At 60.6% G+C, this 24,688-nt stretch carries 22 protein-coding genes and 1 pseudogene; 10 read left to right on the top strand and 13 right to left on the bottom strand.

Features of this window, described 5'->3' with window-relative positions; translation table 11 throughout:
* Positions 1-62 precede the first annotated feature (62 nt).
* Positions 63-866 carry a crotonase/enoyl-CoA hydratase family protein gene (locus AC25BC_RS23840; protein WP_017996241.1) on the top strand — a complete coding sequence of 268 codons (804 nt, stop codon included), beginning with the start codon at positions 63-65 and terminating at the stop codon, positions 864-866.
* A 43-nt stretch (positions 867-909) separates the two neighbouring features.
* On the opposite strand, the gene AC25BC_RS23835 is transcribed toward AC25BC_RS23840, so the two are convergent.
* From AC25BC_RS23835 to AC25BC_RS23825, 3 genes are all read right to left on the bottom strand, one after another.
* Positions 910-2,697: a methyl-accepting chemotaxis protein gene (locus AC25BC_RS23835; protein WP_128440183.1), complete on the bottom strand. Its 1,788-nt coding sequence runs from the start codon at positions 2,695-2,697 to the stop codon at positions 910-912.
* Between the two features lie 221 nt (positions 2,698-2,918).
* The gene (locus AC25BC_RS23830) at positions 2,919-5,102 is read right to left on the bottom strand and encodes a DUF1217 domain-containing protein (protein WP_128440184.1); all 2,184 of its coding nucleotides are present in this window, start codon (positions 5,100-5,102) and stop codon (positions 2,919-2,921) included.
* Between the two features lie 209 nt (positions 5,103-5,311).
* Complete coding sequence (locus AC25BC_RS23825; RefSeq protein WP_017996244.1) at positions 5,312-5,959, bottom strand: TetR/AcrR family transcriptional regulator; 648 nt, start codon at positions 5,957-5,959, stop codon at positions 5,312-5,314.
* A 163-nt stretch (positions 5,960-6,122) separates the two neighbouring features.
* Here AC25BC_RS23825 and AC25BC_RS23820 point away from each other — a divergent pair, with 163 nt between their 5' ends.
* The 8 genes from AC25BC_RS23820 (at position 6,123) to AC25BC_RS23785 (ending at position 14,151) form a co-directional block, all read left to right on the top strand.
* Entirely contained in the window at positions 6,123-7,001 is an 879-nt protein-coding gene (locus AC25BC_RS23820; protein WP_128440185.1) for an EF-hand domain-containing protein, read from the top strand.
* Between the two features lie 327 nt (positions 7,002-7,328).
* On the top strand, positions 7,329-8,621 hold the full coding sequence (locus AC25BC_RS23815; protein ID WP_012755566.1) for a flagellar hook protein FlgE: 1,293 nt from the start codon (positions 7,329-7,331) through the stop codon (positions 8,619-8,621).
* A gap of 13 nt (positions 8,622-8,634) precedes the next feature.
* A complete protein-coding gene (gene flgK / locus AC25BC_RS23810) occupies positions 8,635-10,095 on the top strand; it encodes a flagellar hook-associated protein FlgK (RefSeq protein ID WP_128440186.1) in 1,461 nt (486 codons plus the stop codon).
* Positions 10,096-10,097: 2 nt separating this feature from the next.
* Positions 10,098-11,144, top strand: a complete 1,047-nt coding sequence (locus tag AC25BC_RS23805) for a flagellar hook-associated family protein (protein WP_128440187.1) — start codon at positions 10,098-10,100, stop codon at positions 11,142-11,144.
* An 11-nt stretch (positions 11,145-11,155) separates the two neighbouring features.
* Positions 11,156-11,530 (top strand): DnaT-like ssDNA-binding protein, encoded by a 375-nt coding sequence (locus AC25BC_RS23800; RefSeq protein ID WP_128440188.1) that lies wholly within the window; start codon positions 11,156-11,158, stop codon positions 11,528-11,530.
* A 155-nt stretch (positions 11,531-11,685) separates the two neighbouring features.
* The gene (locus AC25BC_RS23795) at positions 11,686-12,579 is read left to right on the top strand and encodes a DUF6502 family protein (protein ID WP_128440189.1); all 894 of its coding nucleotides are present in this window, start codon (positions 11,686-11,688) and stop codon (positions 12,577-12,579) included.
* On the top strand, positions 12,576-13,649 hold the full coding sequence (locus tag AC25BC_RS23790) for a DUF5666 domain-containing protein (protein WP_128440190.1): 1,074 nt from the start codon (positions 12,576-12,578) through the stop codon (positions 13,647-13,649). The genes AC25BC_RS23795 and AC25BC_RS23790 overlap by 4 nt, the downstream gene beginning before the upstream one ends.
* A gap of 253 nt (positions 13,650-13,902) precedes the next feature.
* A complete protein-coding gene (locus AC25BC_RS23785) occupies positions 13,903-14,151 on the top strand; it encodes a hypothetical protein (RefSeq protein WP_017996251.1) in 249 nt (82 codons plus the stop codon).
* A gap of 96 nt (positions 14,152-14,247) precedes the next feature.
* Here AC25BC_RS23785 and AC25BC_RS23780 read toward each other — a convergent pair.
* Positions 14,248-14,334: pseudogene (locus AC25BC_RS23780) on the bottom strand (type II toxin-antitoxin system VapC family toxin); the annotation flags it as partial.
* A gap of 223 nt (positions 14,335-14,557) precedes the next feature.
* Here AC25BC_RS23780 and AC25BC_RS23775 point away from each other — a divergent pair.
* Positions 14,558-16,375, top strand: coding sequence for a methyl-accepting chemotaxis protein (locus tag AC25BC_RS23775; RefSeq protein WP_128440191.1), 1,818 nt, complete (start codon positions 14,558-14,560; stop codon positions 16,373-16,375).
* A gap of 20 nt (positions 16,376-16,395) precedes the next feature.
* Here AC25BC_RS23775 and doeB read toward each other — a convergent pair whose 3' ends face one another.
* From doeB to ehuA, 9 genes are all read right to left on the bottom strand, one after another.
* The gene (gene doeB, locus AC25BC_RS23770) at positions 16,396-17,403 is read right to left on the bottom strand and encodes a N(2)-acetyl-L-2,4-diaminobutanoate deacetylase DoeB (protein WP_128440192.1); all 1,008 of its coding nucleotides are present in this window, start codon (positions 17,401-17,403) and stop codon (positions 16,396-16,398) included.
* A 7-nt stretch (positions 17,404-17,410) separates the two neighbouring features.
* Positions 17,411-18,592, bottom strand: a complete 1,182-nt coding sequence (gene doeA / locus AC25BC_RS23765) for an ectoine hydrolase DoeA (RefSeq protein ID WP_012755557.1) — start codon at positions 18,590-18,592, stop codon at positions 17,411-17,413.
* Positions 18,593-18,624: 32 nt separating this feature from the next.
* Entirely contained in the window at positions 18,625-19,608 is a 984-nt protein-coding gene (eutC, locus tag AC25BC_RS23760; protein ID WP_128440193.1) for an ectoine utilization protein EutC, read from the bottom strand.
* Positions 19,609-19,612: 4 nt separating this feature from the next.
* Complete coding sequence (gene eutB, locus AC25BC_RS23755) at positions 19,613-20,614, bottom strand: hydroxyectoine utilization dehydratase EutB (protein ID WP_128440194.1); 1,002 nt, start codon at positions 20,612-20,614, stop codon at positions 19,613-19,615.
* A gap of 4 nt (positions 20,615-20,618) precedes the next feature.
* Positions 20,619-21,398: an ectoine utilization protein EutA gene (gene eutA / locus AC25BC_RS23750; RefSeq protein ID WP_017996256.1), complete on the bottom strand. Its 780-nt coding sequence runs from the start codon at positions 21,396-21,398 to the stop codon at positions 20,619-20,621.
* A 2-nt stretch (positions 21,399-21,400) separates the two neighbouring features.
* A complete protein-coding gene (gene ehuD / locus AC25BC_RS23745) occupies positions 21,401-22,060 on the bottom strand; it encodes an ectoine/hydroxyectoine ABC transporter permease subunit EhuD (protein ID WP_012755553.1) in 660 nt (219 codons plus the stop codon).
* Between the two features lie 4 nt (positions 22,061-22,064).
* Positions 22,065-22,724 (bottom strand): ectoine/hydroxyectoine ABC transporter permease subunit EhuC, encoded by a 660-nt coding sequence (gene ehuC, locus AC25BC_RS23740; RefSeq protein WP_003550191.1) that lies wholly within the window; start codon positions 22,722-22,724, stop codon positions 22,065-22,067.
* A gap of 180 nt (positions 22,725-22,904) precedes the next feature.
* Positions 22,905-23,753: an ectoine/hydroxyectoine ABC transporter substrate-binding protein EhuB gene (gene ehuB / locus AC25BC_RS23735; RefSeq protein ID WP_017996257.1), complete on the bottom strand. Its 849-nt coding sequence runs from the start codon at positions 23,751-23,753 to the stop codon at positions 22,905-22,907.
* 55 nt (positions 23,754-23,808) lie between these two features.
* Positions 23,809-24,594 (bottom strand): ectoine/hydroxyectoine ABC transporter ATP-binding protein EhuA, encoded by a 786-nt coding sequence (ehuA, locus tag AC25BC_RS23730; protein WP_017996258.1) that lies wholly within the window; start codon positions 24,592-24,594, stop codon positions 23,809-23,811.
* Positions 24,595-24,688: the final 94 nt, after the last annotated feature.

Below are 24,688 nucleotides of genomic sequence, written 5' to 3'. Positions count from 1 at the left end.
TATACACAAGCATCGGGCGGCGGCATACTCTCCTGACGCAGCATACCGGAAAGGAAAACCGAATGGCCGACACTGTTTTGATCGACAGCCGCGACGGAATCGCCATGCTCACTCTCAATCGCCCGGAAAAACTCAATGCGCTAAATTACGCCTTGATAGACCGCTTGCTCGCGATCCTCGACGCCATCGAAACCGACAGATCAATCCGGGTGGTCATCCTCACCGGCTCCGGCGAGCGGGCATTCTCGGCGGGCGGCGATATCTACGAATTCTCAGAAAGCGTGGCGCAGGGCGCCGATGTCGCCATGCGCGATTTCGTCGCGCGCGGGCAGCGATTGACAGCGCGGTTGGAAGCCTACCACAAACCCGTCATCGCCGCCGTCAACGGCCTTGCCTTTGGCGGAGGCTGCGAGATCACCGAGGCAGTGCCGCTCGCCATCGCCAGCGAACGCGCCCTGTTCGCCAAGCCTGAGATCAATCTCGCAATGCCGCCGACCTTTGGCGGAACGCAGCGTTTGCCAAGGCTGGCCGGGCGTAAGCGCGCGCTCGAATTGCTGTTGACGGGCGATGCATTCTCCCCGCAGCGCGCCCTCGAACTCGGCCTTGTCAACCAGCTTGTCCCGCATGACGCTCTCATGCCGGCAGCCCACGATCTCGCGCGGCGCATTCTGCGTCATTCACCGCTGGCGGCGGCGAGCATTTTGACGGCGGTGACGCGCGGCATCAACCAGAGCATTGCCGAGGGGCTGCTGATCGAAGGCGAACAATTCGCCCGCATGGCGCCAACCGCCGATCTGCGCGAAGGGCTCGACGCGTGGATCGAGCGCCGCAAGCCGAACTATCCCGGCTCGTGGTCGCTCGATTGATTGATTGTCGCCAATACTGCTGAGAATGGCTCAGCCAGCGTAATCAGAACTCTTCCCAGTCGGACTTCAGCGCGACGGAGGCCGACCCGCGCTGGATGGACGCGAGGGGCGAAGTACGAACGACTTTCAAAGGCGTCGGTGCGGCAGGGTGACGATCCGCCGGCGCAAACGAAGACCTGGATCTCGGCGCATCGTTGAAACGGAACTGTTCAAGAAGCTCGAAGAGCGCGGCAGCCTCTCGTGCGAGACCATGGCTTGCAGCCGTCTGCTCTTCGACCATTGCGGCATTCTGCTGCGTTCCCTGGTCGACGGTGTTGATGGACTGGCTGATCCCACCGAGCGCAGTCGATTGCTCGCGCGCCGCCTCCACGATCGCCGTGACGTTGGTATTGATTTCGTGAACCTGAGTGGCGATTTCCTGGAGCGCGGATCCGGCATTCGTGACAAGGGCGACGCCGTTTGCGACATGGGAACCGGACGCTGTGATCAGGCTCTTTATCTCCTTGGCAGCTTTCGCCGACCGCTGCGCCAGCTCACGAACCTCCTGGGCAACGACCGCAAACCCCTTGCCGGCCTCCCCAGCTCGTGCCGCCTCGACGCCGGCATTGAGCGCCAAAAGGTTCGTCTGGAAGGCAATCTCGTCGATGACTCCGATGATATTGGAAATTTCCCGTGACGAGTTTTCAATCTGGTCCATCGCTCCGATGGCGTCACGCACCACCTGGCCGGAATGCTCGGCGTGATTTCTGGCGCGCCCCACGAGTTGACCGGCTTCCTCGGCGCGGCGGCTCGAATCCTTGACCGTCGTCGTGATTTCCTCAAGGGCGGCGGCCGTCTCCTCGACGGATGCCGCTTGCTGCTCGGTACGCTTTGCCAGGTCGTCGGCGGCTGTGCGGATTTCGTTGGAACCGGCTGAGATCGCCTTGGCATTTTCGGCAACCGTTGCCATTGCACCCTTCAACTTCTCCGAGGCGCTGTTGAAGTCGGCACGCAGCCTTTCCAGCGAAGGAATGAAAGGCTTCTGGATCATCTGCGACAGGTCACCGTCCGCAAGATTCGTCAGGCAACGGGCAAGTTGTTCGACATTTTCGACGCGCGCCGTGACATCGGTTGCGAACTTCACGACTTTGAACACTTTGCCGTTCAGGTCGAAAATCGGATTGTAGGAAGCCTGGATGTAGACCTTCCGTCCGCCCTTGCCCACACGCATGAATTCGTCGGCGACCAGCTGGCCGCTCGCAAGTCTCCGCCAGAATTCCTTATAAGCCTCCGACCTCGAGTAGTCGGCTTCACAGAACATCGAATGATGTTTGCCCTGGATTTCGGCAAGCGAATAACCTAGCGCGGACAGGAAGTTGTCGTTCGCGGTCAGGATTTCGCCGACCGGCGTGAATTCGATGATCGCCTGAGCCCGGGACAATGCGTCGATCTTGCCCGAATCCTCGGCAGACTTCAGCTTCTGCGCAGTGATGTCAGTTGCAATCTTGATAACCTTGACCGGCTTCCCGCGTCGGAACACGGGATTGTAGGATGCCTCGATCCAGACCTCGCGCCCGCCTTTTCCGACCCGCTTATATTGTTGTTGATCGAATTTCCCCGCTGACAGCTTTGTCCAGAAAGCCTTGTATTCCGCCGAGGATGCGTAGGCAGGTTCGACAAACATGCTGTGATGTTTTCCGACGATCTCCCTCAACTCGTAGCCGAGCGCCCGGCAGAAGTTTTCATTCGCGGTGAGGATCTTGCCCGATAAGTCAAACTCGATCATGGCCTGCGAATTTGATAAAGCGGCAAGAGCCGCCACAGCATTTGCACCACGACCAAGAATACTCACGCGCAATCCCCCTAGATTTCATTGCTGTTGGGCCAGCCATGTCGCAAATATTCGCTTATGCTTATTAACGGGGATTTAATTATGAATATAACGCGCAGGATATTTTCTTTTCAACCAGCGCTGCGTTGATCAGGCACATCCTGGCAAAGGCAGCCGGCCCCCTGCCCTGCCGTGGATGGCAATGCACCTCTGTCAGGCTCCCCGAGGAAGGGGCTTGCCGCTCAACCGCTTTTCAATTGCGCCATAGCAAGCAGCGTATCGGCGCTTATCGTCGCCGAGCCGGTCAGGATCGAAAGGGCTGACGACGTGGTGCCCGTGCCGTTGGCCATGTCATACATGGCGGTGAAGCGTTTGATCAGATCGTCGACTTTGTCAGGATCCGACAGATCCTTCATGTCGATGAAATTGTCGACCATCTCGGCTTGCTTGTCGACGTCCATGTTCGAGACGTAACTGGACAGGTTGAAGGTCGTCGTAAAGAACTCGAAGAGCGCGCTGTCGCCTAGAATGTTATAGGCGCTCGATATCTCCGGCGCCTTGCGCTGGAAGTAAAGGGCAAGGCGCACGCCGGTGTTGCTATCGCCTTGGTCGTCTTCGAGCGTCAGCCTGACATAGGCGTCGATCGTCTCCAGCACATCGCCGCGCTGCTGCACAGTCCCGGTCGGATCGGCGGAAATATTGCCGTCCTGATCGAAATTGAACGCGCCGACGAGTTCGGCGAAACGATTGTCGTCCAGCTTGTTGACATAACTGTCTTCGTCGTCGAGGTCGGAAGAAAACATCTTCTCCAACTCGTCCGACGTGACATCATCAGGGTCGAGCCCCTTCGCCTCAAGCGCAAAGCTAACCAAACGATCGTCGGCCAGAAATTCGCTGGCCGTCGTGATCGTCGCCATCTGCTCGCGAAAATAGGTGATCTCGTCATTCGCTGCATCGGTCGCCTCGGTCAGTTCGTCGCGTTCGAGGTAGCGGATTTTGTTCTGCTTATAATAGGCGGCATAGTCGTCGACGACGGACTCCGACATGGCCTGCAAGGGAACGGTGACATCACCATTGTCGTCGAAGTTGAAGGCTTGGCGAAAGGCTACGAACCGGTCGTCGTCGAGGCTGTTGACATAACTTTTCGAGTCCGCGGGATCGCTTTCGAGAATTTTCCGAACTTCGCTTCTCGAAACGCTGTCCGGGTCTATGTCATAGGCGCGCAACGCCATTTCCCACAGTTCCGGAAGATCGTCGTTGTCGTCGTCATCATCGTCATCGTTCGATACCAGGAAATCATCGATCGAGGTGACGCTGGCGATGCGTGTCGTATAGTTGTCGGTGGCATCTTCCGTGCTGGCGTTGGCGACCAGCACCTGATAATTTTCGTCGAAGGCTGCCGTGGTCGTGGCGGTCTGGTCTGAAGTCTGGGCGGTGTCGCCATCGGCAAGATCGCCGTCCTCATCGAAATTGAAGGCGTCGTGCAGGTCGGACAAGCCGATCGCGTCGGCGACGTCGGCGCTTTTCAGCGCCGCGGAAATGAAGTTGTCGGTCTCGCTATCGGTAAGCCCGTAGGCAGTTCTCAGATAGGAAACCAGTTTGTCGTCGCTCATCAACTCATCGACGGAGGTGATGTTGCCGATTTGCGCCGCGAAGTAGGTGTCATAGGCCTCCCCGGTTTCCGAGGAAGCGATCGTCGCCGAGGCCACCGCATAAGCGCTCGTGACCAGCGAGATCTGATCTTCCGACATCACGTCGCCGTCGGTCGAGCCGTCCTCGTTGAAGTTGAAGGCCTTCGCCAGGTTGACATAGACCGCGTCGTCGAGCTGGTTGACGAAACTATCGGCGTCTTCGAGATCGCTCGTCAAAACACTCTTCAGGAAGCTGGTCGAAGTATATTCGGTGCTGAGCCCGAAAGCCGTCAGCACATAGTTCTTCAGCTTAGAACTCGACAGGAGATCGTCGACCGAGGTGATCGACGAGATATTCTCTTCGAAATAGTCCGTCGCGTCCGCGATGTCGTCCGCCTCGGTGTCGAAGGACTCCTCATAAGCATCGAGCAGATTGTCCCGCTGCACGTCCGATTGCGCCGTCTTCGTCTCGCCGGCGAATTTGAAGGCGGCGGCAAACTCGGCATAGCGGGTGTCGCTCAAGCTGTTGGCGAAGCTCGATGAATCGCTGAGGTCACTCTCCAGCACCTTCGTCATGAAGGCCTTGGCATATGTCATGTCTTCAAGGCCGTAGGCCTTCATGGCATAGGAATAGAGCTTGTAATCGCTCATGAACTCGTCGACGGTCGTGACCTTGTCGATGTTTTCCTTGTAATAGGCACTGTCGCGGGAAACCGTTGCCTGCGAAGCCACACTCGAGAGACTGGCGTTCAGATTTCTGGCGACCGAGAGGTAGCTCACATAGGTGGAAACCATCGTCTGTCCCTTTGCATGAGCGCGCGCGCGAAAGCCTGCCGGCAGTCACGGTTGAAACTTTTCATGTTTGCTGAGATGTTTGCCGCCGCTCATGGCGCATACGGACCGCATTTCATGCGGCCGAATCAATTTAATAGAACCGCATGGTACTATAATTATTCGAAAATGCAATAGGAGGTCGAAAGCCGAGGGATCGCGGCTCCATCGCGTTAAGCGGCCCCGACGCCCGCCGCAAAGATTGCAATGCAACGCCTGAGATGGGCAAGGAGCACCGCCCGATCAGGCCAGGCCTGAGCGCGCCCTTCCGGCGGACCCATGCCGCCGAAAATCATATCCATCAGCATCCGGGCTCCGCTGGCCGGATCATCAAGCGACAACTTGCCTTCCGCCCTACGGTGGCTCAGCCAGTCGGTGAGGTCCTGCCGGCTGGCAAGCATGCCTTCGCGCTGCAGAATATCGACGAGCTCGGGAAACTGCCCCGCCTCGCGAAAGACGAGTTGCAGGAAACCGGCACGATCCGCGTCCTTGTCCTCATCCATATCGATCATGAAGATGCGTTCGAGGCTCTCGGCGATCGAGATATCTTCAGCAGGCCGCGGCAGGTCGAGCATCAGGCGCCGATGCGCGCCGACCACAGCGGCAAACAGCTCTTCCTTGCTCTGAAACAGCTTGTAAAGCGTCTGTTTTGAAACACCCGCCTCGCTGGCGACGACTGCGGTCGTACTTCCGGCATAGCCGCATTTTACAAAAACGCGGCGGGCAATTTCGACGATATGCGCCCGCTTGTCCTCGTCGCTGGAGACTTTCGGCCGGCCTCGCTTGCGCGGCTCATCTACGGGCTCGTCGGCAACATCCATGATGATCTAGACCGCCTCAACGAAGCGCAAGCCGACGCCCGCAGAAAGGAGACTACGATTTCTGAGGGACGATTTTTTCGGTTGTGGCATTAGTAATTTCGATTTAGAGAACTCATCAGTTCTGTAATGCGTTGCATCCCCACCCTCTATCGATGGAGCGCTTATGACGACCATTTCTGCCGCAACGTCGATCTCTTCCTATTCGTACCGCAAGAGTTCGACGTCAGCATCCCAGGACATCCTATCCTGTAATACGGTTTCGGCAAAAAAATCAACCGCAAGCCAGCAGCTCAGCGAAGACGCGACCAACAGCGCTGAGAAACTCATGTCGCAGTTGATGTCGTTGACGATGAACGGCCTCGCCGGTCAGTCCGCTTCCAGCGAGCAGCAGGACGGCAGCGCAGACATGGACGTTGCGCAGCTGGACAGCGATGGCGACGGGTACGTGAGCAAGGCCGAGTTCGTCACAGCCCGGCCGTCCGATGTGTCGGAGGATGAAGCCGGCACGCTGTTCGACAGCTTCGACAGCGAAGGTTCCGGCTCGCTGTCGGTCGATGCGCTGACCGAGGCCATGTCCGCTCAGCAGTCGGAACGTGCCGAGGGGCCGCCACCCCCGCCACCTTCCGACGATGACGATCTTACATCCATGCTCTCCGATCTCGATACCGACGGCGACGGGCAGCTGAGCAAAGCCGAGTTCGTTGCAGGTCGGCCGTCCGATGTGAGCGAGGAGCAGGCCGGCACGCTGTTCGACAGCTTCGACAGCGAAAGTTCCGGCTCGCTATCGGTTGATACGCTGACCGAGGCCATGTCCGCTCAGCGGTCGGAACGTCCCGAAGGACCGCCGCCGTCCGCTGACGATGACGATGACCAGTTTGCATCCCTGCTCTCCGATCTCGATACGGACGGAGACGGGCTTGTGACATTGGACGAGTTTATGGCGGGTGAGTCGGACGACGTCACCGAAAGCCAGGCGAGCCAGCTCTTTAGTCTGCTCGACGCGTCAGGCACCGGTTTATTGTCTGCACAGTCCACGAGCTGACGGTCGTTAAGCCGTCGCCATTGCGGGCGCTGGAGGATCCGCACTGAGACGGTTTTAAAGCGAACCGGCAGTCGAGCCGGCAGAGCCTTCAGTCGGGTCGCTTGCGAAATATGGAAACGTTCGAATGGTGCGCCGTCACAGGCGCACGGATAACCAGCGCGCGGATGAGCCGAAGCGCCTATCGCCATCACGGGGTCAGTCCAGACAATCAGATCATCGACCGGTGTCGGCCTTGCCCGGCGCCAGCGATGTCGTGCGCCCGCAATCCCGGCGCCCTGGAAGCCCCTCGTCACATGGCATGTTCCCAGACCATAAAGGAATCGAGCCATGAGCATTTTTGGAAGCATGAAAACCGCCGTCTCCGGCATGAGCGCCCAGGCAAACCGGCTGAGCACGGTCTCCGACAATATCGCCAATGCGAACACCACCGGCTACAAAGCCGTTTCCACGTCCTTTTCGTCACTGGTTCTGCCGTCTTCCTCGGGCAATTATAATTCAGGCGGCGTTCAGACATCCGTGCGCCAGGCGATTTCTCAGCAGGGCGACATTTCCTATACGACCTCGGCCTACGACCTGGCGATCTCGGGAGACGGGTTCTTCATCGTGGAAAGCGCCGACGGCACGCCTGTGCTTACCCGGGCCGGCGACTTCTCGGTCGACAGCGACGGCAATCTCGTCAACGGCGCCGGTTTCACGCTGATGGGATATTCCTATGACTCCGGCGTGCCGGCGGTGGTCGTCAACGGCTTCGACGGCCTGGTGCCGGTCAACGTATCCCAATCGGGCTTGAGCGCCGTCGCTTCGAGCAGCGCTTACTTCAGCGGCAACCTGAACTCCGAAGCGACCGTCGTCACGGATACGACGACGCTGCCGAGCGCCAACACGGCAAGCGTCACCGACGACACGCAGAAGATGTCGCTGGTTGCCTATGACAGCCTCGGCGGCACCGTCCAGTACGACTATTACTTCACCAAGACCGGCGTCACGACGGACGCGAGCGGCGCGGTCACCGGCAGCACTTGGGAGGTTGCCGTTTACCGCAATGCCGATGCATCCACCGGCAGCACGACGTCCTTTCCCTACTCTTCCGATGCCGTGAGCGTTGCCACGCTCTCCTTCGACGCCGATGGCCAGCTGACCTCGGCAACCGACACCGACATCGTCGATCCGGTGACGGCCAAGACGATCACCATGGATTATTCCGACTTCACCCAGCTTTCCTCCGACTTCTCGGCAACGGGCTCAGCAGACGGCCAGGCCGCAAGTGCCGTGAGTTCGGTGTCTATCGGTACGGACGGCGTGGTGTCGGTCTCCTATGCGAACGGCGCGACAAAGGCTCTCTATCAGATCCCTCTCGCGACGGTTGCCAGCCCCGACAATCTGACGCTGCTCAGCGGCAACGTCTACAGTGCCAACGGATTGTCCGGCGTCACGGTCACCGGCTTCCCGCAGACGAACGGGCTCGGCTCCATCCAGTCCGGCGCTCTCGAAAGCTCGAACGTCGATCTCGCCGGCGAACTGACGGAGATGATCGAGGCGCAGCGAAGCTATACCGCCAATTCCAAGGTGTTTCAGACCGGCTCCGATATCATGGATGTCCTCGTCAATCTGAAACGATAGGGAGGGCGCCGGCATGTCGCTCACCTCCGCCTTGAACAGCGTGCAAAGTATTTTCAACACCACGGGCCAGCAAAGCAGCGTCATCTCGACGAATATCGCCAATGTCGGAAATTCCGACTATGTGAGACGGGAGGCGTCGGTTACGACGTCTCTTTCCGGCGCCCAGGTCGTCAGCATCAGCCGGGCGCAGGAAACTGCGCTGCTTGCCCAGTATCTGCAAACGAATGCCAAGGACAGCGCCCAGCAGACGCTGGTGACCGGTCTCGAAAGCCTGAAGTCGCTGGTGGGCGGCAATGACTACGAGACCTCGCCGAGTACCTATCTCACGGCATTCCAGCAGGCGCTCCAGACATTCGGCACGTCGCCGAGCAGCACGACCGCCGCGCAATCGGCCGTGACCGCCGCGCAGGATCTCGCCAATTCGCTAAATACCGCAAGCGACGGCGTCCAGTCGATCAGAGCCGAGGCGGATGCGGAGATCGCCACACAGGTCTCCACCTTGAATACGCTGCTGTCGCAGTTCGAGGCGGCCAACAATGCGGTCAAGCTGGCGACAGCGACCGGCACCGATACATCCTCGGCACTCGACGAGCGTGAAAAGCTGCTGAAGCAGATCTCCTCGCTCGTCGGCGTCACCTCAACCGTGCGCGACGATAACGATATGGCGCTCTATACCTCTGATGGCACCGTGCTGTTCGAGACCATTCCCCGCACCGTCACGTTCGTATCGACGGCAACCTACGTTGCCGGAACCGAAGGCAATTCCATCTATATCGACGGTGTTGCGCTCGACGCCGGCGAGGGATCGACGACGAGTGCCTCGGGCAGCCTGCAGGCGCTGCTGCAGCTTCGCGACGAGATCGCCCCGACATTCCAGGCCCAACTCGACGAGATCGCCAAATCGCTCGTCCAGATCTTCTCGGAAACCGACGGCAGCACGAGCGCGCCGGGACTTTTCGTGTGGACGACGGCGCCGGGCGCAACCGGGGCAACACCTGCTGCTTCCGACGATACGACAGGGATCGCCTCCACCATCGCGGTCAATCTAGCCGTCGTCACGAGCGAGGGTGGTGATGCGACAAAGCTGCGCGATGGCTCCATCAGCGGCATCACCGATCTCAACACCGCGGGAAACAGCGGCTTCTCGGACAATCTCGACGCCCTGTATCAGGCGCTGACGGAACAGCGCTCGTTCTCTTCCGACGCCGGTCTCTCCACGTCACAAAGCCTGACGGACTACGCCAGCGCCTCCATCGGCTGGCTCGAACAATATCGAAGCGATGCCACGTCGGCCTCCGAAACAACGGCTGCGGCCTTGTCACGCTCCGACGAGGCCTATTCCAACGAAACCGGCGTCAACCTCGACGAGGAACTGACGCTGCTTCTCGACATCGAACAATCCTACAAAGCGGCGACGAAGATCCTGAACGTCATCGACGAGATGTTCCAGTCGCTCCTCGACATAGCGAGCTAGTCATGAAAGCATCTTTTGTCTCATCATCGGCGATGCAGAATGTTTTGCGGCTCACCATCAGCCAGTCCCAAAACAAGCTGCAGCAGGCCTCGACGGAAGCAACGACGGGAACCTACGCCGATATCGGCGTATCCCTCGGCAACGGCGCTGCAAAGTCGATCAATCTCACCAGCGCTATCGCCCAGGCTGCCTCGTTCAAGACGAGCAATGCCGTCGTCGAGTTGCGGATGGACGCATCGCAAACCGCCCTTTCGAGCCTCAAGGATGCCGGCGACAGCCTGGTCTCAAACCTGACGGCGCTCCAGGCGAGCCAGGATACGACAAGCATCGCCGTTGCCCTGCAGACGGCGGGCGCCACGATTTCGCAGTTGGTCTCGACGGCAAACACGTCGGTCAATGGCGAATTCCTGTTCGGCGGGACGAACCTCGACAGCCAGCCTCTGAGCGATCAATCCTCGGCGGTCTCGGATGCGATCGTTTCGGCGCTGAACGATTATGCAACCGGTCTCGGAAAAGACGTCAACGAGTTGACAGGCGAGGAAATTGGCAGCTTCATCACGGACACGGTCGAGCCGATGTTCTCCGAGAGCGCCTGGACGGACACTTCCGACGGCTGGTCGACCGCTTCCAGCACCGACATGACGAGCCGGATTAGCGGATCGGAAACCATCACCTCGTCGACCAACGCCAATTCCGAAGGCATGCGCTATCTCGCGCTGGCATCCGTCGTCGTCTCCGCCCTCTTCGGCCAGGATCTCAGCTCCGACGCACAGAGCACCGTCGCATCCAAGGCGATCGCCTATGCGGCGCAGGCGACCTCCGGGATCGTGACGCAGCAAAGCGAACTCGGCCTCGCGCAAGAGCGGCTCGAAAAGGCAAATGACGCCCTCGACGCTCAATCCACTCTGCTTCAGGGAAACCTCGTCGATCTCCAGGGTGTGGATACCTATGAGGCTTCGACGCTCGTCAACCAGCTGCAGACGCAATTGGAAACGGCCTACACGCTCGTCTCGAAACTCCAGAGCCTGAGCCTGGTCAACTATCTCTGACGGATTGAAAAATGCGGGAATTCAAGCGGATGCAAATACCGGCCTTAGCGAGGGAGCCCAACACGACGTGTTCCGAAATCGTGGCGGAAGCGGCCTTCGCGCTCGCTTCCGGCATTATCGATACGATCCCCTTCGTCGGCAGCAAACTCGACGAGCAACAGACGCGGGCATGGCCGCGATCGGGTGTCTTCACGGATGACGGCGTCGAGATGACCGGTACGCCCCCTGAAATATTTGAGCTTTGCGCGCTGCTGGCAGCCCACATCGAGAAAGGCACGTCCTTCGACGTTTTTGAGGTTTTCCACAAGATTGCGCGCATCGACCGGCTGATCGACTGGCGCCATGGCGCAGTGCTGTCACCCGAACCGCATCCGGTAACGCATTGACAGAAGGCGCAAAATATCTTCCGAATAGCGGCGCGATCACGGCCGCGCCACCAGGAAGCATGGCATAAGCCGGTCTTGCATATGGCTCGTCCGTTGCGGCAGTCTGGACTTTCCCATAGGGGAGACTGAAGACGATTGTCGAAGGTCTGCCGGCAATGGTCTTTCAGAGACCGAGTGTGTTGTTAATGTCGAAGCCGCGCGCAAAGCTTCCGTTCTCCGAAGAGACCTTGCAGGCCATGCTGATCCGCGTGCTTCGCCCGCTGGTCAAGCTCGCACTCGCCTCCGGCTTCAACTTCATCTCGTTTTCGACCGTTCTTCGCCGCCTCTATATCGAGGTCGCGGAGAAGGAATTTGCGCTGCCGAACAAGAACCAGACGGATAGCCGCATCTCGCTTCTGACCGGCATTCACCGCAAGGACGTCAACCGGCTGCGCGGACAGGTGCTTGCGGCATCCTTCCTGACCACCGGCGTTTCGCAGACGAGCCGCATTCTCGCCAGATGGCTTGCCGATCCGTTTTATTGCGATGCGGAGGATCGGCCGAGCGCCCTGCCCCGGACCTCCACCGACGGCGGTCCGTCATTCGAGAGCCTGGTGAGCGACATCACCAAGGACGTCCACCCCCGCTCCATCCTGGACGACTGGCTGGATAAAGGCATCGTCGTTGTCGATCAGAACGGCTGGATCCAGCTCGACCTTTCATCGATCGTCCCCAATGCCGGTGACGAAGCCCGCCGGCATTATTTTACGCGCAACCTCCGTGACCATGTGCAGGCGTCGGTCATGAACCTGATGAACGAGCCTCCTCCCTACTTCGAACGTGCGGTTCACTACGACGGGATGTCCCCCGAGCTGGCGGCCCGGCTCGACGAGATTGCGCGGCAGGAGGGGATGGCGCTGCTCCTGAAACTCAACAAGATCGCCCATCAGGCCATCAAGGACGACCCCGGCGGCAGCAGCCGCTGGATCACCGGGCTCTATGTCATGACCGAGGAGGGCGAGGCCGATCTTCAGCCAGACGCCGCATCGAAGACGGAGACGGGCGAATGACCCCGTCGGCGATCTCGAGAAGGCAATTTCTGCTGGCCGGAATAGCGCTTCAGGTCCTGGGGCCGAAGATTGCCGCCGCGCAGCCGACGGGCACCAGCGATCATGGCATCGGCGGATCCGGACTTTCCATCCAGGGCGGCGGGGAGAACGAAGATCACGGCATCGGTGGAACGGGCATCGTCGGAACCATCCAGGGCTTTGGAAGCATCATCGTCAACAACATCCACATACCGTTCAGTGCGACGACACCGATCGAAATCGACGGCCGGCGCGTTCGCGCGAGCGCGATGAAGGTCGGTCATGTCGCCCGGGTGCTGCTGACGGGCAAGCTTGCCGCCCGCATCACCATCGCCAGCGAAGTCCAGGGCCGCATCGACCGGATAGACAAGACCGGCATTACCATACTGGGGCAGACGATCGACACGACGGGTGTCGCGACGAAGGGCCTGCGCAAGGGCAAGCGGGTCGCCGTGTTCGGCATCCGCAAACCTGACGGTACGATCATTGCCCGGCGCATCGAGCCCCGCTCCGTTTCCGAAGGCGCCCATGTTCGCGGCATCCCCGTCAAGAGCAGCAATCGCGTCCTGCTCGGCGGCCTTTCGCTTGGAAGCACGCATGGATACCTGGCCGGCAAGCAAACGCTCGTGCGTCTCAAGGCCGTCGCCGATCGATTAATCATCACGCGCATTCAGGCTGAACCCCTGGTGCCGGGCTTGAAACAAGGCATCGTCAACGTCGAGACCTTCCAGCCGACGGATAAGGACAGGCCGGGCGCGGGACCCAGAGGCTCCGCGCCTTTCGGTACGACGCCGCCATCTCCTGATGGTCATGGCTTCGTCGATGTCGGCGTGCGGGACTCAAGCAGAATGACCGGCTTTCCCGACGGGCGCATTCCGCACGACTTCGGTTCGCGACGTCCAGGTGGCCCTTCGGATCGACCGCCTCCCGATCGTTCGCCCTTCGGCAGAGGCGGGCCGGACCGAGATTTTCCTGCTCCGGATAGAGGCGGGGCGCCACCGCAGGACGGCCCGCCTCCTGGGCCGCCGCCCCCGGGGCCGGGTCCGCACTGAAAACGCTGTCATCGGCATTGACAAATGGGAAATTTTCCCATTTATTGTTCATGCGAATTCTACTCCGGGTGATTCCAGGAAGGGTTTGCCGATTGGCTAACGTGTCCGCCCCACACCCGCTAGCCAATCGTTTGATTTTCAATCGTTCCGAGACTGTCAAACCATGTTCTTGAGTCATCGCAGGAATGGCCCATCCTGTAGGCTGGATGGCGCCATCAGAACCAAACCGTCATCGCCCAAGAGGAATCAGGAATTGTTTTTGCTGGAACGCGAACCAGACATGTCGGTGGAGATGGACGAACCGACCATCGTTGCAACCTGGGAAAACCGCGCTCAAATCATCGAAATTATGAGCAGCGCACGCACCATGAGCCAGGAATTTCAAGATCTTTGGAACAGCAGCGGCGGAACGGGCCGGCTCAGCCAGGAAAACACGGACAGATTGGTCGAGCTTCTGCGCGAGATCGGCAGCCTGAACGAAAAGCTCATGCGCTTGGCTTGAAAGGCCTCTCAGCTACGAACGCCAAGCATGTTTCGGGAATTCAAAATGCCATGGTGAGATCAACTCAAGACCTGTGGTCGCAAAGTCCCCCAGGTTTCACGTCGCAAGCCGACCGCCTCTAACCCGCGCAATCGCGGCTATCATGCCATCTGGAGCCGACATTCCACGCCCTCGACGAGCAGCAAGAGGTTCAGCCAAGTTGGTGTCCCTTCACCTGTGTGCGCAGCATTAACCTGTCAGCCATCAAGGATGACAAATGATGGCTTGATACCACAAGTATTCATGGCTCTTATTCCGCCTAGATCTCCAAAATAATTAACCATATTTCAGTGTTCTCACGACATAATACTGCACCAGGGATCAGGCGTCTCGAACCGGAGAAGCCATATTATTCGGGAGACAGTCCTTGGCATTCACTATTGCCCGTAGTTTGGTTGCGTTTGGTGTCGCCGTTTCAGCAGGCCTTTTCATGTCGATTGGATTGCAGCAGTCGGCGCTCGAAAGGCTGAAAGTCAACGGGCCGGTGTACGAACAGGTCGTCTACGGCAAGGATTTGATCGCCGATATTCTGCCGCCGCCACTGTTTGTGGTGGAATCCTACATGCTGTCCTTCGAGGCGAGCAAATTTCCAGAGCTCACAGAAACCAATCTTGCCAAGATCGCAAATCTCAAAGCCGCTTACGACGACCGCCGTGCCTATTGGAAAACCACCCGGCTGCCGCAGGCTTTGAAGGACGAGCTTGAAAACGATGTCATCGCCAAGGGCGATGCATTCTGGGGAGTGATGAACCGTGAGATCATCCCGGCCCTGAACGCCAAGGACGAAGACAAGGCGCATGGTGCGATCGAGCAGCTGCGCGTCGCCTTTCATTCGCACCAGGACGCGGTCGAGAAACTCGTTGCCAATTCCGACGCCTTCCTGAAGGGCGAGGAGCGCAATGCCGCCTCGGAGATCGTCACCTGGACGATCTATGCGGGTGCTGCAGGCTTCGGATCGTTCGGGCTTTTGCTGGTGGGGCTTTATCTCCTGCGTCGACGGGCGATCGTGCCGCTCGATGGCATGAAGGCCTATATGGGCAACCTTGCCGAAGGCGACTTTTCGACCGATGTTCCCTATGCCAAGCGGTCCGACGAGATCGGAGCCATGTCCAAGGCCGTGGCGGTATTCCGCCGCAACGCGCTCGAACGGCAGGAGGCGCAGAAGCGCGAGACCGCACTTCGCGACGCGGAATTTGAGCGCGAACGCAGCCAACTGGCCGAAAGAGCCGCCGAGGAGCAGATCCGCGAAACGGTGATCGATCGGTTGACATACGGCCTGGAACAGCTGTCGACCGGCAATCTCGATTGCCGGATCACGACGCCGTTCGCCGCCGCCTACGAGACTTTGCGCGCCAAGTTCAACGACAGTATGGACGCGCTTTGCGCTTCGATGGCGGAGATCGCCCAGACCTCCAAGCAAGTGGGCAGTTCCTCGGCCGGCATCACCGATGCGGCCGACAGTCTTGCGTCGCGCACGGAACAGCAAGCCGCAATGCTCGAGGAGGCCACAGCCGCGCTCGATGAGATGAATACCAAGGCGAAAGACGCCTCCGCTCATGCCGGCAAGGCAACCGGTATGATGGCCGAGACCCGCACCAGCGCCGAACATTCGGCAGCCGTCGTTCGCGAAGCAATCGCCGCCATGGAAAGGATCGAAGGCTCGTCCTCCCAGATCGGCGATATCGTCAATGTCATCGATGAAATCGCCTTCCAGACCAATCTTCTGGCACTCAATGCCGGGGTTGAAGCCGCCCGTGCGGGCGAGGCGGGCAAGGGTTTTGCCGTGGTGGCGCAGGAAGTGCGCGAACTCGCTTTGCGCTCGGCCAACGCCGCCAAGGAGATCAGAGGACTGATTTCCACTTCCTCGTCTCAGGTCTCCAGCGGGGTGCAGCTTGTCAACCGCACCGGAAAAGCGCTGCTGGAAATCGAGGGGCAGGTCGAGCAGGTCGCCGGGTTGATCGCCCGCATCGTTTCCGTGTCCGCCGAGCAGGCGGTGGCGATCGGCGAGATCAACGCCTCCGTCAACGCTCTCGATCAGGTAACGCAACGCAACGCAGCCATGGCCGTCGAAACCGCCTCGGCCTGCCGGGCGCTTGGCAGCCAAACGCAGACGTTGGAAGGGGTGGTAAACCGCTTTCAGATCGACGCGGCCGCCGGCGGGTCAAGACCGCAGAAAGCGGCTTGACGTGTGATCGTCGATCTACCTTAGTCGTCGACGATCGCCACGACGGCAACACAGTCACCAGCCTTGACCAGCCCCGGGAAATGCCGGGCACAGAGAATACCGTTCATGCCGGCGCGGATCTCGCGCGGCGCCACCCCGGTCCGCCCGGTCGGATAGATGCGCGCGATCACCGCATCGTCAGTGACGGCTTCACCGAGATCGATGACAGGTTCGATCAGACCTCCCTCTTCCGCGAAGGAGAAGCAGCGGCCGTCCGGCATGTTGAGCCAAGTCGTCGGACCGGGATCGACGGCGCCGGCGACAATCCCTGCATGGCGTAGCACGTTCATGGTGCCGCGCTTGGCAATCGCCGCACTTTTGGCCGTGGCGGTGCCGCCGCCGCCGAGTTCCGTGGTGATGAAGATCTTGCCCATCTCCTCGGCCGCGGTGTCGTACATGCCGACCGCATCGATCTCCAGCATCTTCATCGAATAGGGTGCCGCAAACGCTCTCACGAATTCGAAAGCTCTTTCCTGCTGCTGCTTGTTCGGCAGGATGTGGGCTGCGCAGAACGGCAGAAAATCGAGCGTCTTGCCGCCGGAATGGAAGTCGAGGACGAGATCCGCCATCGGCAGAAGCACACGGCTGAAATAGTCGGCGATCTTCTCGGTCACCGTGCCGTCCGGCCGGCCCGGGAAGCTGCGGTTCATGTTGCCCCTGTCGATCGGCGAGGTTCTGGTTCCCGCTTGGAATGCCGGATAATTCATGGCCGGCACGATGATGACTGCGCCCCTCACCTCTTCGGCCTTCAGCGTGCGGGCAAGATCGAAGAGCGCGATCGGTCCTTCATACTCGTCGCCGTGGTTGCCGCCGGTCAGAAGGGCCGTGGGGCCCGTGCCGTTCCGGACGACCGTTATCGGCACCATCACCGATCCCCAGGCGGAATCGTCGCGGCTGTAAGGCAGACGCAGGAAGCCGTGCTGGATGCCCTCGGCGGCGAAATTGACCGTCGCGCTGATCGGCGACGGCCGCAAGCCAATCTCTGTCATGACAGCCTCAATCCTTGACCATCAGCCTGCGCGGCACTTTGGCGAAGCACTCGACGCCGCTGTCGGTGATGAGGATGCTCTCGGTCGTTTCGAAACCCATGTCGTCGAGCCAGAGACCGGTCATGAAATGGAAGGTCATGCCGGGCTTCAGCTCCGTCCGATCGCCCGGTCGCAGGCTCATAGTGCGCTCGCCCCAGTCCGGCGGATAGGAAAGGCCGATCGGATAACCGGTGCGGTTATCCTTGACGATCCCGTATTTCTTCAGCACCGCGAAGAAGGCGTTGGCAATATCCTCGCAGGTATTGCCGGGTCTGGCGACTGCAAGACCGGCTTCCATGCCTTCCAGCGTCGCCTTTTCGGCATCAAGAAAGGCCTGCGTCGGCTTGCCGAGGAAGACGGTGCGCGACAGCGGCAGGTGATAGCGGTTGTAGCAGCCGGCGATCTCGAAGAAGGTGCCCTCGCCCTTCTTCAGCGGCCGGTCGTCCCAGGTCAGGTGCGGTGCCGATGCCTCGACGCCGGACGGCAGCAGCGGCACGATCGCCGGATAATCACCGCCGATGCCGTCGACGCCGCGGGTGCCGGCATCATAGATTTCCGCGACCAGATCGCACTTGCGCATGCCGACTTCGATCTTGTCGAAGATGCGGGCGTGCATCGCCTCGACGATTCGGGCGGCATTGCGCATATAGCCGATCTCGGTGTCGCTCTTGACGGCTCGCTGCCAGTTGACGAGGGCGGTCGCGTCGACAAAGCGCGCGTTCGGCAAATGTTTTTGCAGCGCCGCAAAGGCCGCCGCCGAAAACCAGTAATTGTCCATCTCGACACCGATCGTCAGCTTGCCGAAGCCGCGCTCGGTCAGGATGCCCGAGAGGTAGTCCATCGGGTGGCGCTCGGTCGACTGCACGTAGTGATCGGGATAACCGACGATGTTGTCGTGCTTCAGATAGGCAGTGAATTTGGCGCCGTTGGCATCCTGGCCGCGGCCGAACCAGATCGGCTCGCCCTGCGGCGGCACGATCACCGCCTGGTGCACGTAGAAGGACCAGCCGTCATAGCCGGTCAGCCAGGCCATGTTCGACGGATCGCTGACGATCAGCAGGTCGACACCCTTCGCCTCCATGGCACGCCGTGTCTTTTCCAGCCGCGCGGCATATTCGCCGAGCGAGAATTTGAGTTTGGGCTTTGTCATGTTTCTTCCCTTCTCTTCCGGCGCCGCGCCGGTCAGCTTTCGAATGTGGTCCCGGCGTTGGCCGCGCCGGCGCGGGCAAAGGCGAGCGTGGCGATGGCGGTGTCCTGGATGCCGGTTCCGGTCAGGTCCGCAATGGTGATCTGGTCGTTGCGCGTCCGTCCCCGCGTCCGGCCGGCAACGATCTGGCCGAGCTCGGCAAAGATCGCGTCATCTGCGACTAGGCCGCCATCGATTGCGTGATGCAACTCGCCGAGACGGCGCGTCTGCTTCAGGCTGTCGGCGACGTAGAGGTCAGCAACCGCAATGGCGGCCGGATCGATCTCGTTCTTGTGTTCGGCATCCGAGCCCATGGCCGTCAGATGCTGTCCGGGTTCCAGCCAGCCGGCGTCGATGATCGGGGTTTCGGAAGGCGTGGTGGTAACGATGAGATCGGCGCCGGTCACTGCGCCTCTGGCGTCCGGTGTGGCGGTGACGGAAAAGCCGAGCTTTGCGGCCAGTTCCGCTGCCACGCTTTGCGCCTTGGCAGAATCGCGCGCCCATATCCTCGCTTCGCGGATCGGCCGGACCAGCGTCAGTGCCTCGAGCTGCAGCCGCGCCTGCATGCCGGCGCCGAAGATCGCGGCCACGGACGCATTTTCCCGCGACAGATGTTTTGCCGCGACGGCGCCGGCCGCTGCGGTGCGCACGTCGGTGAGATAGCCGTTGTCCAAGAGCAGCGCCTGCACCAGTCCGGTTCGGCTTGACAGCAGCACCATCATGCCGTTGGTGCTCGGCAGGCCGATCTTGGGGTTGTCGAAGAAGCCGGGGCTGATCTTGATTGCGAAGCCCTCGATGCCGGGCACATAGGCGGTCTTTACGTCGACTTCGCCCCGATATTCCGGAATGTCGAGCCGCAGGATTGGTGGCATGGCGACAGCCTTGGTCGCAAGCGCTGCGAAAGCGGCCTCGACGCAATCAACCGCATCGCGATCAAGCGCGATGACTTTCCGCAGTTCCGCTTCCGTCAGAATGATCATCGGCTCATGGTCCCTCCTCCCCACAGAGTGCCGCCTTGCCATTGATCACCCGCCGGTGCTGTTCCATGTCGACATTCTGCCCGGACAGGATCGCGACGATGGGACCGTTCCCCACAATTTTCCCGGCAAGAAGCGCTGCAATGCCGACCGCGCCCGCGCCTTCGACGATCTGCCGTTCGCAGGCATAGGCATGGCGCATGCCGGCGGCGATTTCCGCTTCCGTCAGCAGGATGACCTCGTCGAGAAGGTCTCGGCACATGGCAAAGGTCACGCGATTGTCGAGGCCGATGCCGCCGCCGAGCGAGTCGGCAAGGCTCGACAATTCCTCGACCTGCACCGGCCGTCTAGCATCGAGACTTGCCTTCATCGCGGCACCCTTCTCCATCGTCAGGCCGATCACTTTGGTCTTCGAGCTGATGCCTTTGACCGCGGCGGCAACGCCGGCCGCCAGGCCGCCGCCCGAGAGCGGCACCAGCACGATTGCCGCCTCCGGCAAGGTGTCGATGATTTCAAGCCCCAGTGTCCCCTGCCCGGCCACGACATCAGGATCATCGAAGGGCGGGACCATCACCAGCCCCTCCTCGCGCACCAGCCGGTCGACCTCCTGCTGCGCTTCGTCTTGCGACCTTCCGATGATACGGACATCGGCACCGAGGCGGCGGATTTCCGAAACCTTGTTCTCCGGCACCAGCCGCGACATGCAGATGGTCGCGACGGCACCTTCCGCCTTTGCCGCATAGGCAAGTGCACGGCCGTGATTTCCGGTCGAGGCCGCGACGAAGCCGCGCGAGCGCTCCGCCGGCGACAAAGAAAGCACCGCGTTGGTCGCTCCGCGCAGCTTGAAACTGCCGGTCGTCTGATGATGTTCGAGCTTGAGATGGACAGGCGCGCCGGCCAATTGGCCAAGTGAAGCGGACTGCACCATCGACGTACAGAGCACGCGGCCGGCAATCCGGCGGGCCGCGGCGCGGATATCCTCCAGCGAAACGGGCAAGGTGCTCACCATGATCTCAGCCTTCCCGATAGGGCTTGGTCATCAATTGACCGAGTTCGGGCCGCGCCCGATCATCGCCGCAAAGCCGCAGGCAAGCCCAGGCGGTCGCGAGATTGCTAGTGACCACCGGCTTGCCGACTTCAGCCTCGATCCGGGCCGCGACCTCTGCTGCCCGCACGGCCGTACAGGAAATAAACAGCGCGTCCGACTGCGGCGCCAGCGCGTGGCGTGCGAAGGCAAGGATCTCGTCCGGCGCGATCCGCGCCATCTCGCGATCATCGGTCAGGCCGAGACAGGTGAAGCGGTCGATAGCAAAGCCAAGCTCCGCGAAATAATCCGCCATCGGCCGGCTGGTCTCGATCGTATAGGGCGTCAGCACCGAAATCCGCCTGGCGCCCAGCGCCTTCAGGCCGGTTACGGCGGCAGCCGTCGGCGTCACGACGGGAACGCCGGGTTTGCCCGCATGGATCGCCGCCTCGATGTTCCGGTCGCCGATCACCACCGAGGCGGAGGTGCAGGAATAGACGATGGCATCGAGCGCCTCGCCCGGCAGGATCAGTGCCGCGCCTTCCGTCAGCGACGGCTGCATATTCAAGAGGTTTTCCGGCGTGACCGGATTGGCATAGTGGATGCGGCTGACATAGACGCCGAGGCGATCGCTGGCGACCATACGCTGGAAGTCGACTTCCGTTGTATGGTCCGTCGCGAGGATGACCAGGCCGATGCGCTTTTCCAGCGGCCGGTCCTCCAGCCGCGGCAGCCGGCCGGCCGGGATGATCTCGATCTCTGCGGTCATGGTCAGTCATCCATCCTGGCGTAGCGTTCTTCGAGCCAGCGTAATCCCACGACCGAGATCAGGCTGATGACGAGGAAGAAGACACCGACCAGCGTCATCGGCTCGATGTAGCGGTAGTTGCTGTTGGCGATGCTCTTTGCCTGGTTCATGAGTTCGAGCACGGTGATCGCCGAAAGCAGCGGCGTTTCCTTGAACATGGCGATGAAATAATTGGCGAGCGCCGGGATCATCGGCGGGATCGCCTGCGGCAGGATCACGTGGATCCAGGCCTGGCGCGTCGTCAAATTGGTGGCCTTGGCCGCCTCCCATTGGCCGCGCGGCACGTTCTCGATGCCGGCGCGATAGACCTCGGCGGTATAGGTCGCATAGTGAATGCCCATGCCGATGACGCCGGCGACCAGCGGCGCCAGCCGAATGCCGATATCCGGCAGTACGTAGAAGATGAAGTAGAGCTGCACCAGCAATGGCGTGCCGCGGATGAATTCCGAGACGAAAGCGACCGTCCTGGAAATGCCGGCGACCGGTGAGCGTCGCGCAATGGCGAGCCCCAGGCCGACGATCATGGCGACGGCAGCGCCGAGGATGGTCGCGAGAAGAGTGATCTTGAACCCTTCGAGAAGGGTCGGCATGATCTGCCAGACGAAGTCCCAATCCCATTCCATCTGATCAGGTCCTTATGCCGTCGAGGCTGCGCGCCATCCGTCGCTCCAGCCAGCGCATCGTCGCGGAGATCGCCGAGGCCATGAGAAAATAGAGGATGAGGATCGTCGCGAAGGGCACCAGCGTGTTGCCGGTTTGGGCCCGCACTACCTGCGCCTGGAAGGTCATATCGGTCAGCGAGATCAGCGACACGACGGCCGTGCCCTTCAAGAGTTCGATCGCATTGTTGCAGAAGGTCGGCAGCATCAGCGGCAGCGCCTGCGGCAGGATGACGTGGCGCATGCGCTGGTATCGCGAAAGGTTGAGCGCGATGCAGGCTTCCGACTGTTCGCGCCCGACGGCCTTGACGGCGCCGCGCACCACTTCCGCCGCATAGGCGCCAACATTCAGCCCGAGCGCCAACACGCCCGCCTGCAGCGGCGTCAGGGTCAAGCCCGCGAAAGGCAGTACGAAATAGACCCAGAAGAGCTGGACGAAGATCGAGGTGCCGCGGAAGAACTCGATATAGGCCGTCGCCAACGCGCGTACGGCGAAGAAGCGCGACAACCGGCCGAGGCCCGCCAGGAAGGCCATCACCAGCGCCAGCGCAGATCCCATGATCGTCAGTTCGAGCGTCACCAGGGCGCCCTCAAGGATCAGTGTCAGATAGCCGGACCATACCGACATCGGCAACTCACTTCTTCGAGCATGTCGCGCAAAACTGTGCAGCGCTTTTGCGAGAACGACATGCGTAAAAACAAGGACCTAAAGCGCGAGGTGCCAATCTGAAAGATCGCGACGCGCTTTGGAAGATCGTTCGGGGACAATCCGGCCATGTCCATGACATGGCCGGCTGCTAACCCCTTGTTACTTCGCCACGGCGCAGAGCTTTTCGCGGCTCGTCGACATCGCCGCCTTGGCCGAGAAACCGTAGGGCTCGATGATCTTGGCGAATTCGCCGGATTCCTTCAGCTTCTTCAGCTCGACATCGAAGGCGTCGCGGAGCGCAACGTCCTGCTTGCGGAAGGCCGCGCCATCGCAATAGACCGGCGCATTGACGACGGGTGCGACGGTCTCGAGGTTCGGATCGTTCGCCTTGGCCATCAGATCGTGGATCGACAGAACCGGCAGCGAGTAGACGTCGATGCGGCCGTCCTGCAGCATCTTGATGCCGCTCTGGCCATCCGGAACGACGATGACGCGATCGCGCGGCACGCCGGCCTCGAGCGCCAGCTTCTCCTCGGTACCGCCGCCCGGCGCGCCGATCTTGGCGTCCGGATTGTCGGCGATGTCCTTGTAGCTCGTCAGCTTCAGCGGGTTGCCCTTCTTGAGCGCGAAAGCTTCGGCGTCGCAAAGGATCGGTTCGGAATAGGCGACTGCGTTGCAGCGCTCGGGCTTCATGAAGAGGCCTGCGGTGATCGCGTCGTGGCGGCCGGCCTGCAGGCCGGGGATCATTGCGCCATATTCCGAGATCGAGGCGACCACTTCCTTGACGCCCAGCTTTTCGAATATTGCGCGCGCCACATCGGGGGCCGCGCCGGAAACCTTGCCGTCGGCGCCGACGGCGGTGAACGGCGGCTCGTTGGCGATGGCGATACGCGCAAAGCCTTGCTCCTTCAACTGCTCGAGCTTGTCATCGGCGGCGGAGGCAGGCGAAGCCGCCGTGATCAGAAGCACTGACAGGCTGGCGGCGCTCAAAAGATATCGTGTTTTCATCGTTCCCAACTCCTCTGATTTTCCTTGAGTTTGTTCTTGCGGGCAATGTCTGAGGTCAGACGCGGTGCCCCGCCGCAATGATCTTGCGCAGGAAGGTCTGCGTTCTCTCCTGTTTCGGATTGCGAAAGATGTCGCCCGGCTTGCCTTCCTCGACGATTTTGCCGCGATCGAAGAACAGCACACGGTCGGCGAAATCATGGGCGAAGCCCATTTCATGCGTGACGAGAAGCATGGTCATGTCGGTCTCGGACGCCAGCCGCCGCATGACGTTCAGCACCTCCTCGACCAGTTCCGGGTCAAGCGCCGAGGTCACCTCGTCGAACAGCATGATCTTCGGCGATAGCGCCAGCGCCCTAGCAATGGCGACGCGCTGCTTTTGCCCGCCGGAAAGCTGCGCCGGGACACTTTTAGCCTTGTCGGCCAAGCCGACCATGTCGAGAAGCTCCATCGCCCGTTTTTCCGCCACGGGCCGCTTGATGCCCTTGGTCAGCATCGGCGCCAGCGTCACGTTGTCGAGCACGCATTTGTGCGGGAACAGATTGAAATGCTGAAAGACCATGCCGATCTTTTCGCGCATCCGATGCAGGTGCCGTTCGTCGGCCGGCACCAGCCCACTGCTACCAGGCATATGGTAGAGCTGTTCGCCGTCGACTTCGATATGGCCGCCGCTGATCGTCTCCAACGTCATCAGAATACGCAGGATCGTCGTCTTGCCGGAGCCGGATGGCCCGATCAGCGCCAGCTTCTCGCCCGGCATGACATTCATCGACAGGCCGTCGAGCACGGTCAGCGGGCCGTATTTCTTGACGATGTTGTCAATGCGGATGATGGGCGGAAGCATTCATGTCTCTCCCTGTTGAGACAAGCAATGTCCTAACGATGACGGCCCATCAAAATCATGTCAATTCGTAAAATAATATCATGACAATTATTCT

It is taken from the genome of Rhizobium sp. WSM409, from assembly GCF_057653825.1.
This window is presented reverse-complemented; position numbering and strand designations above follow the sequence as displayed.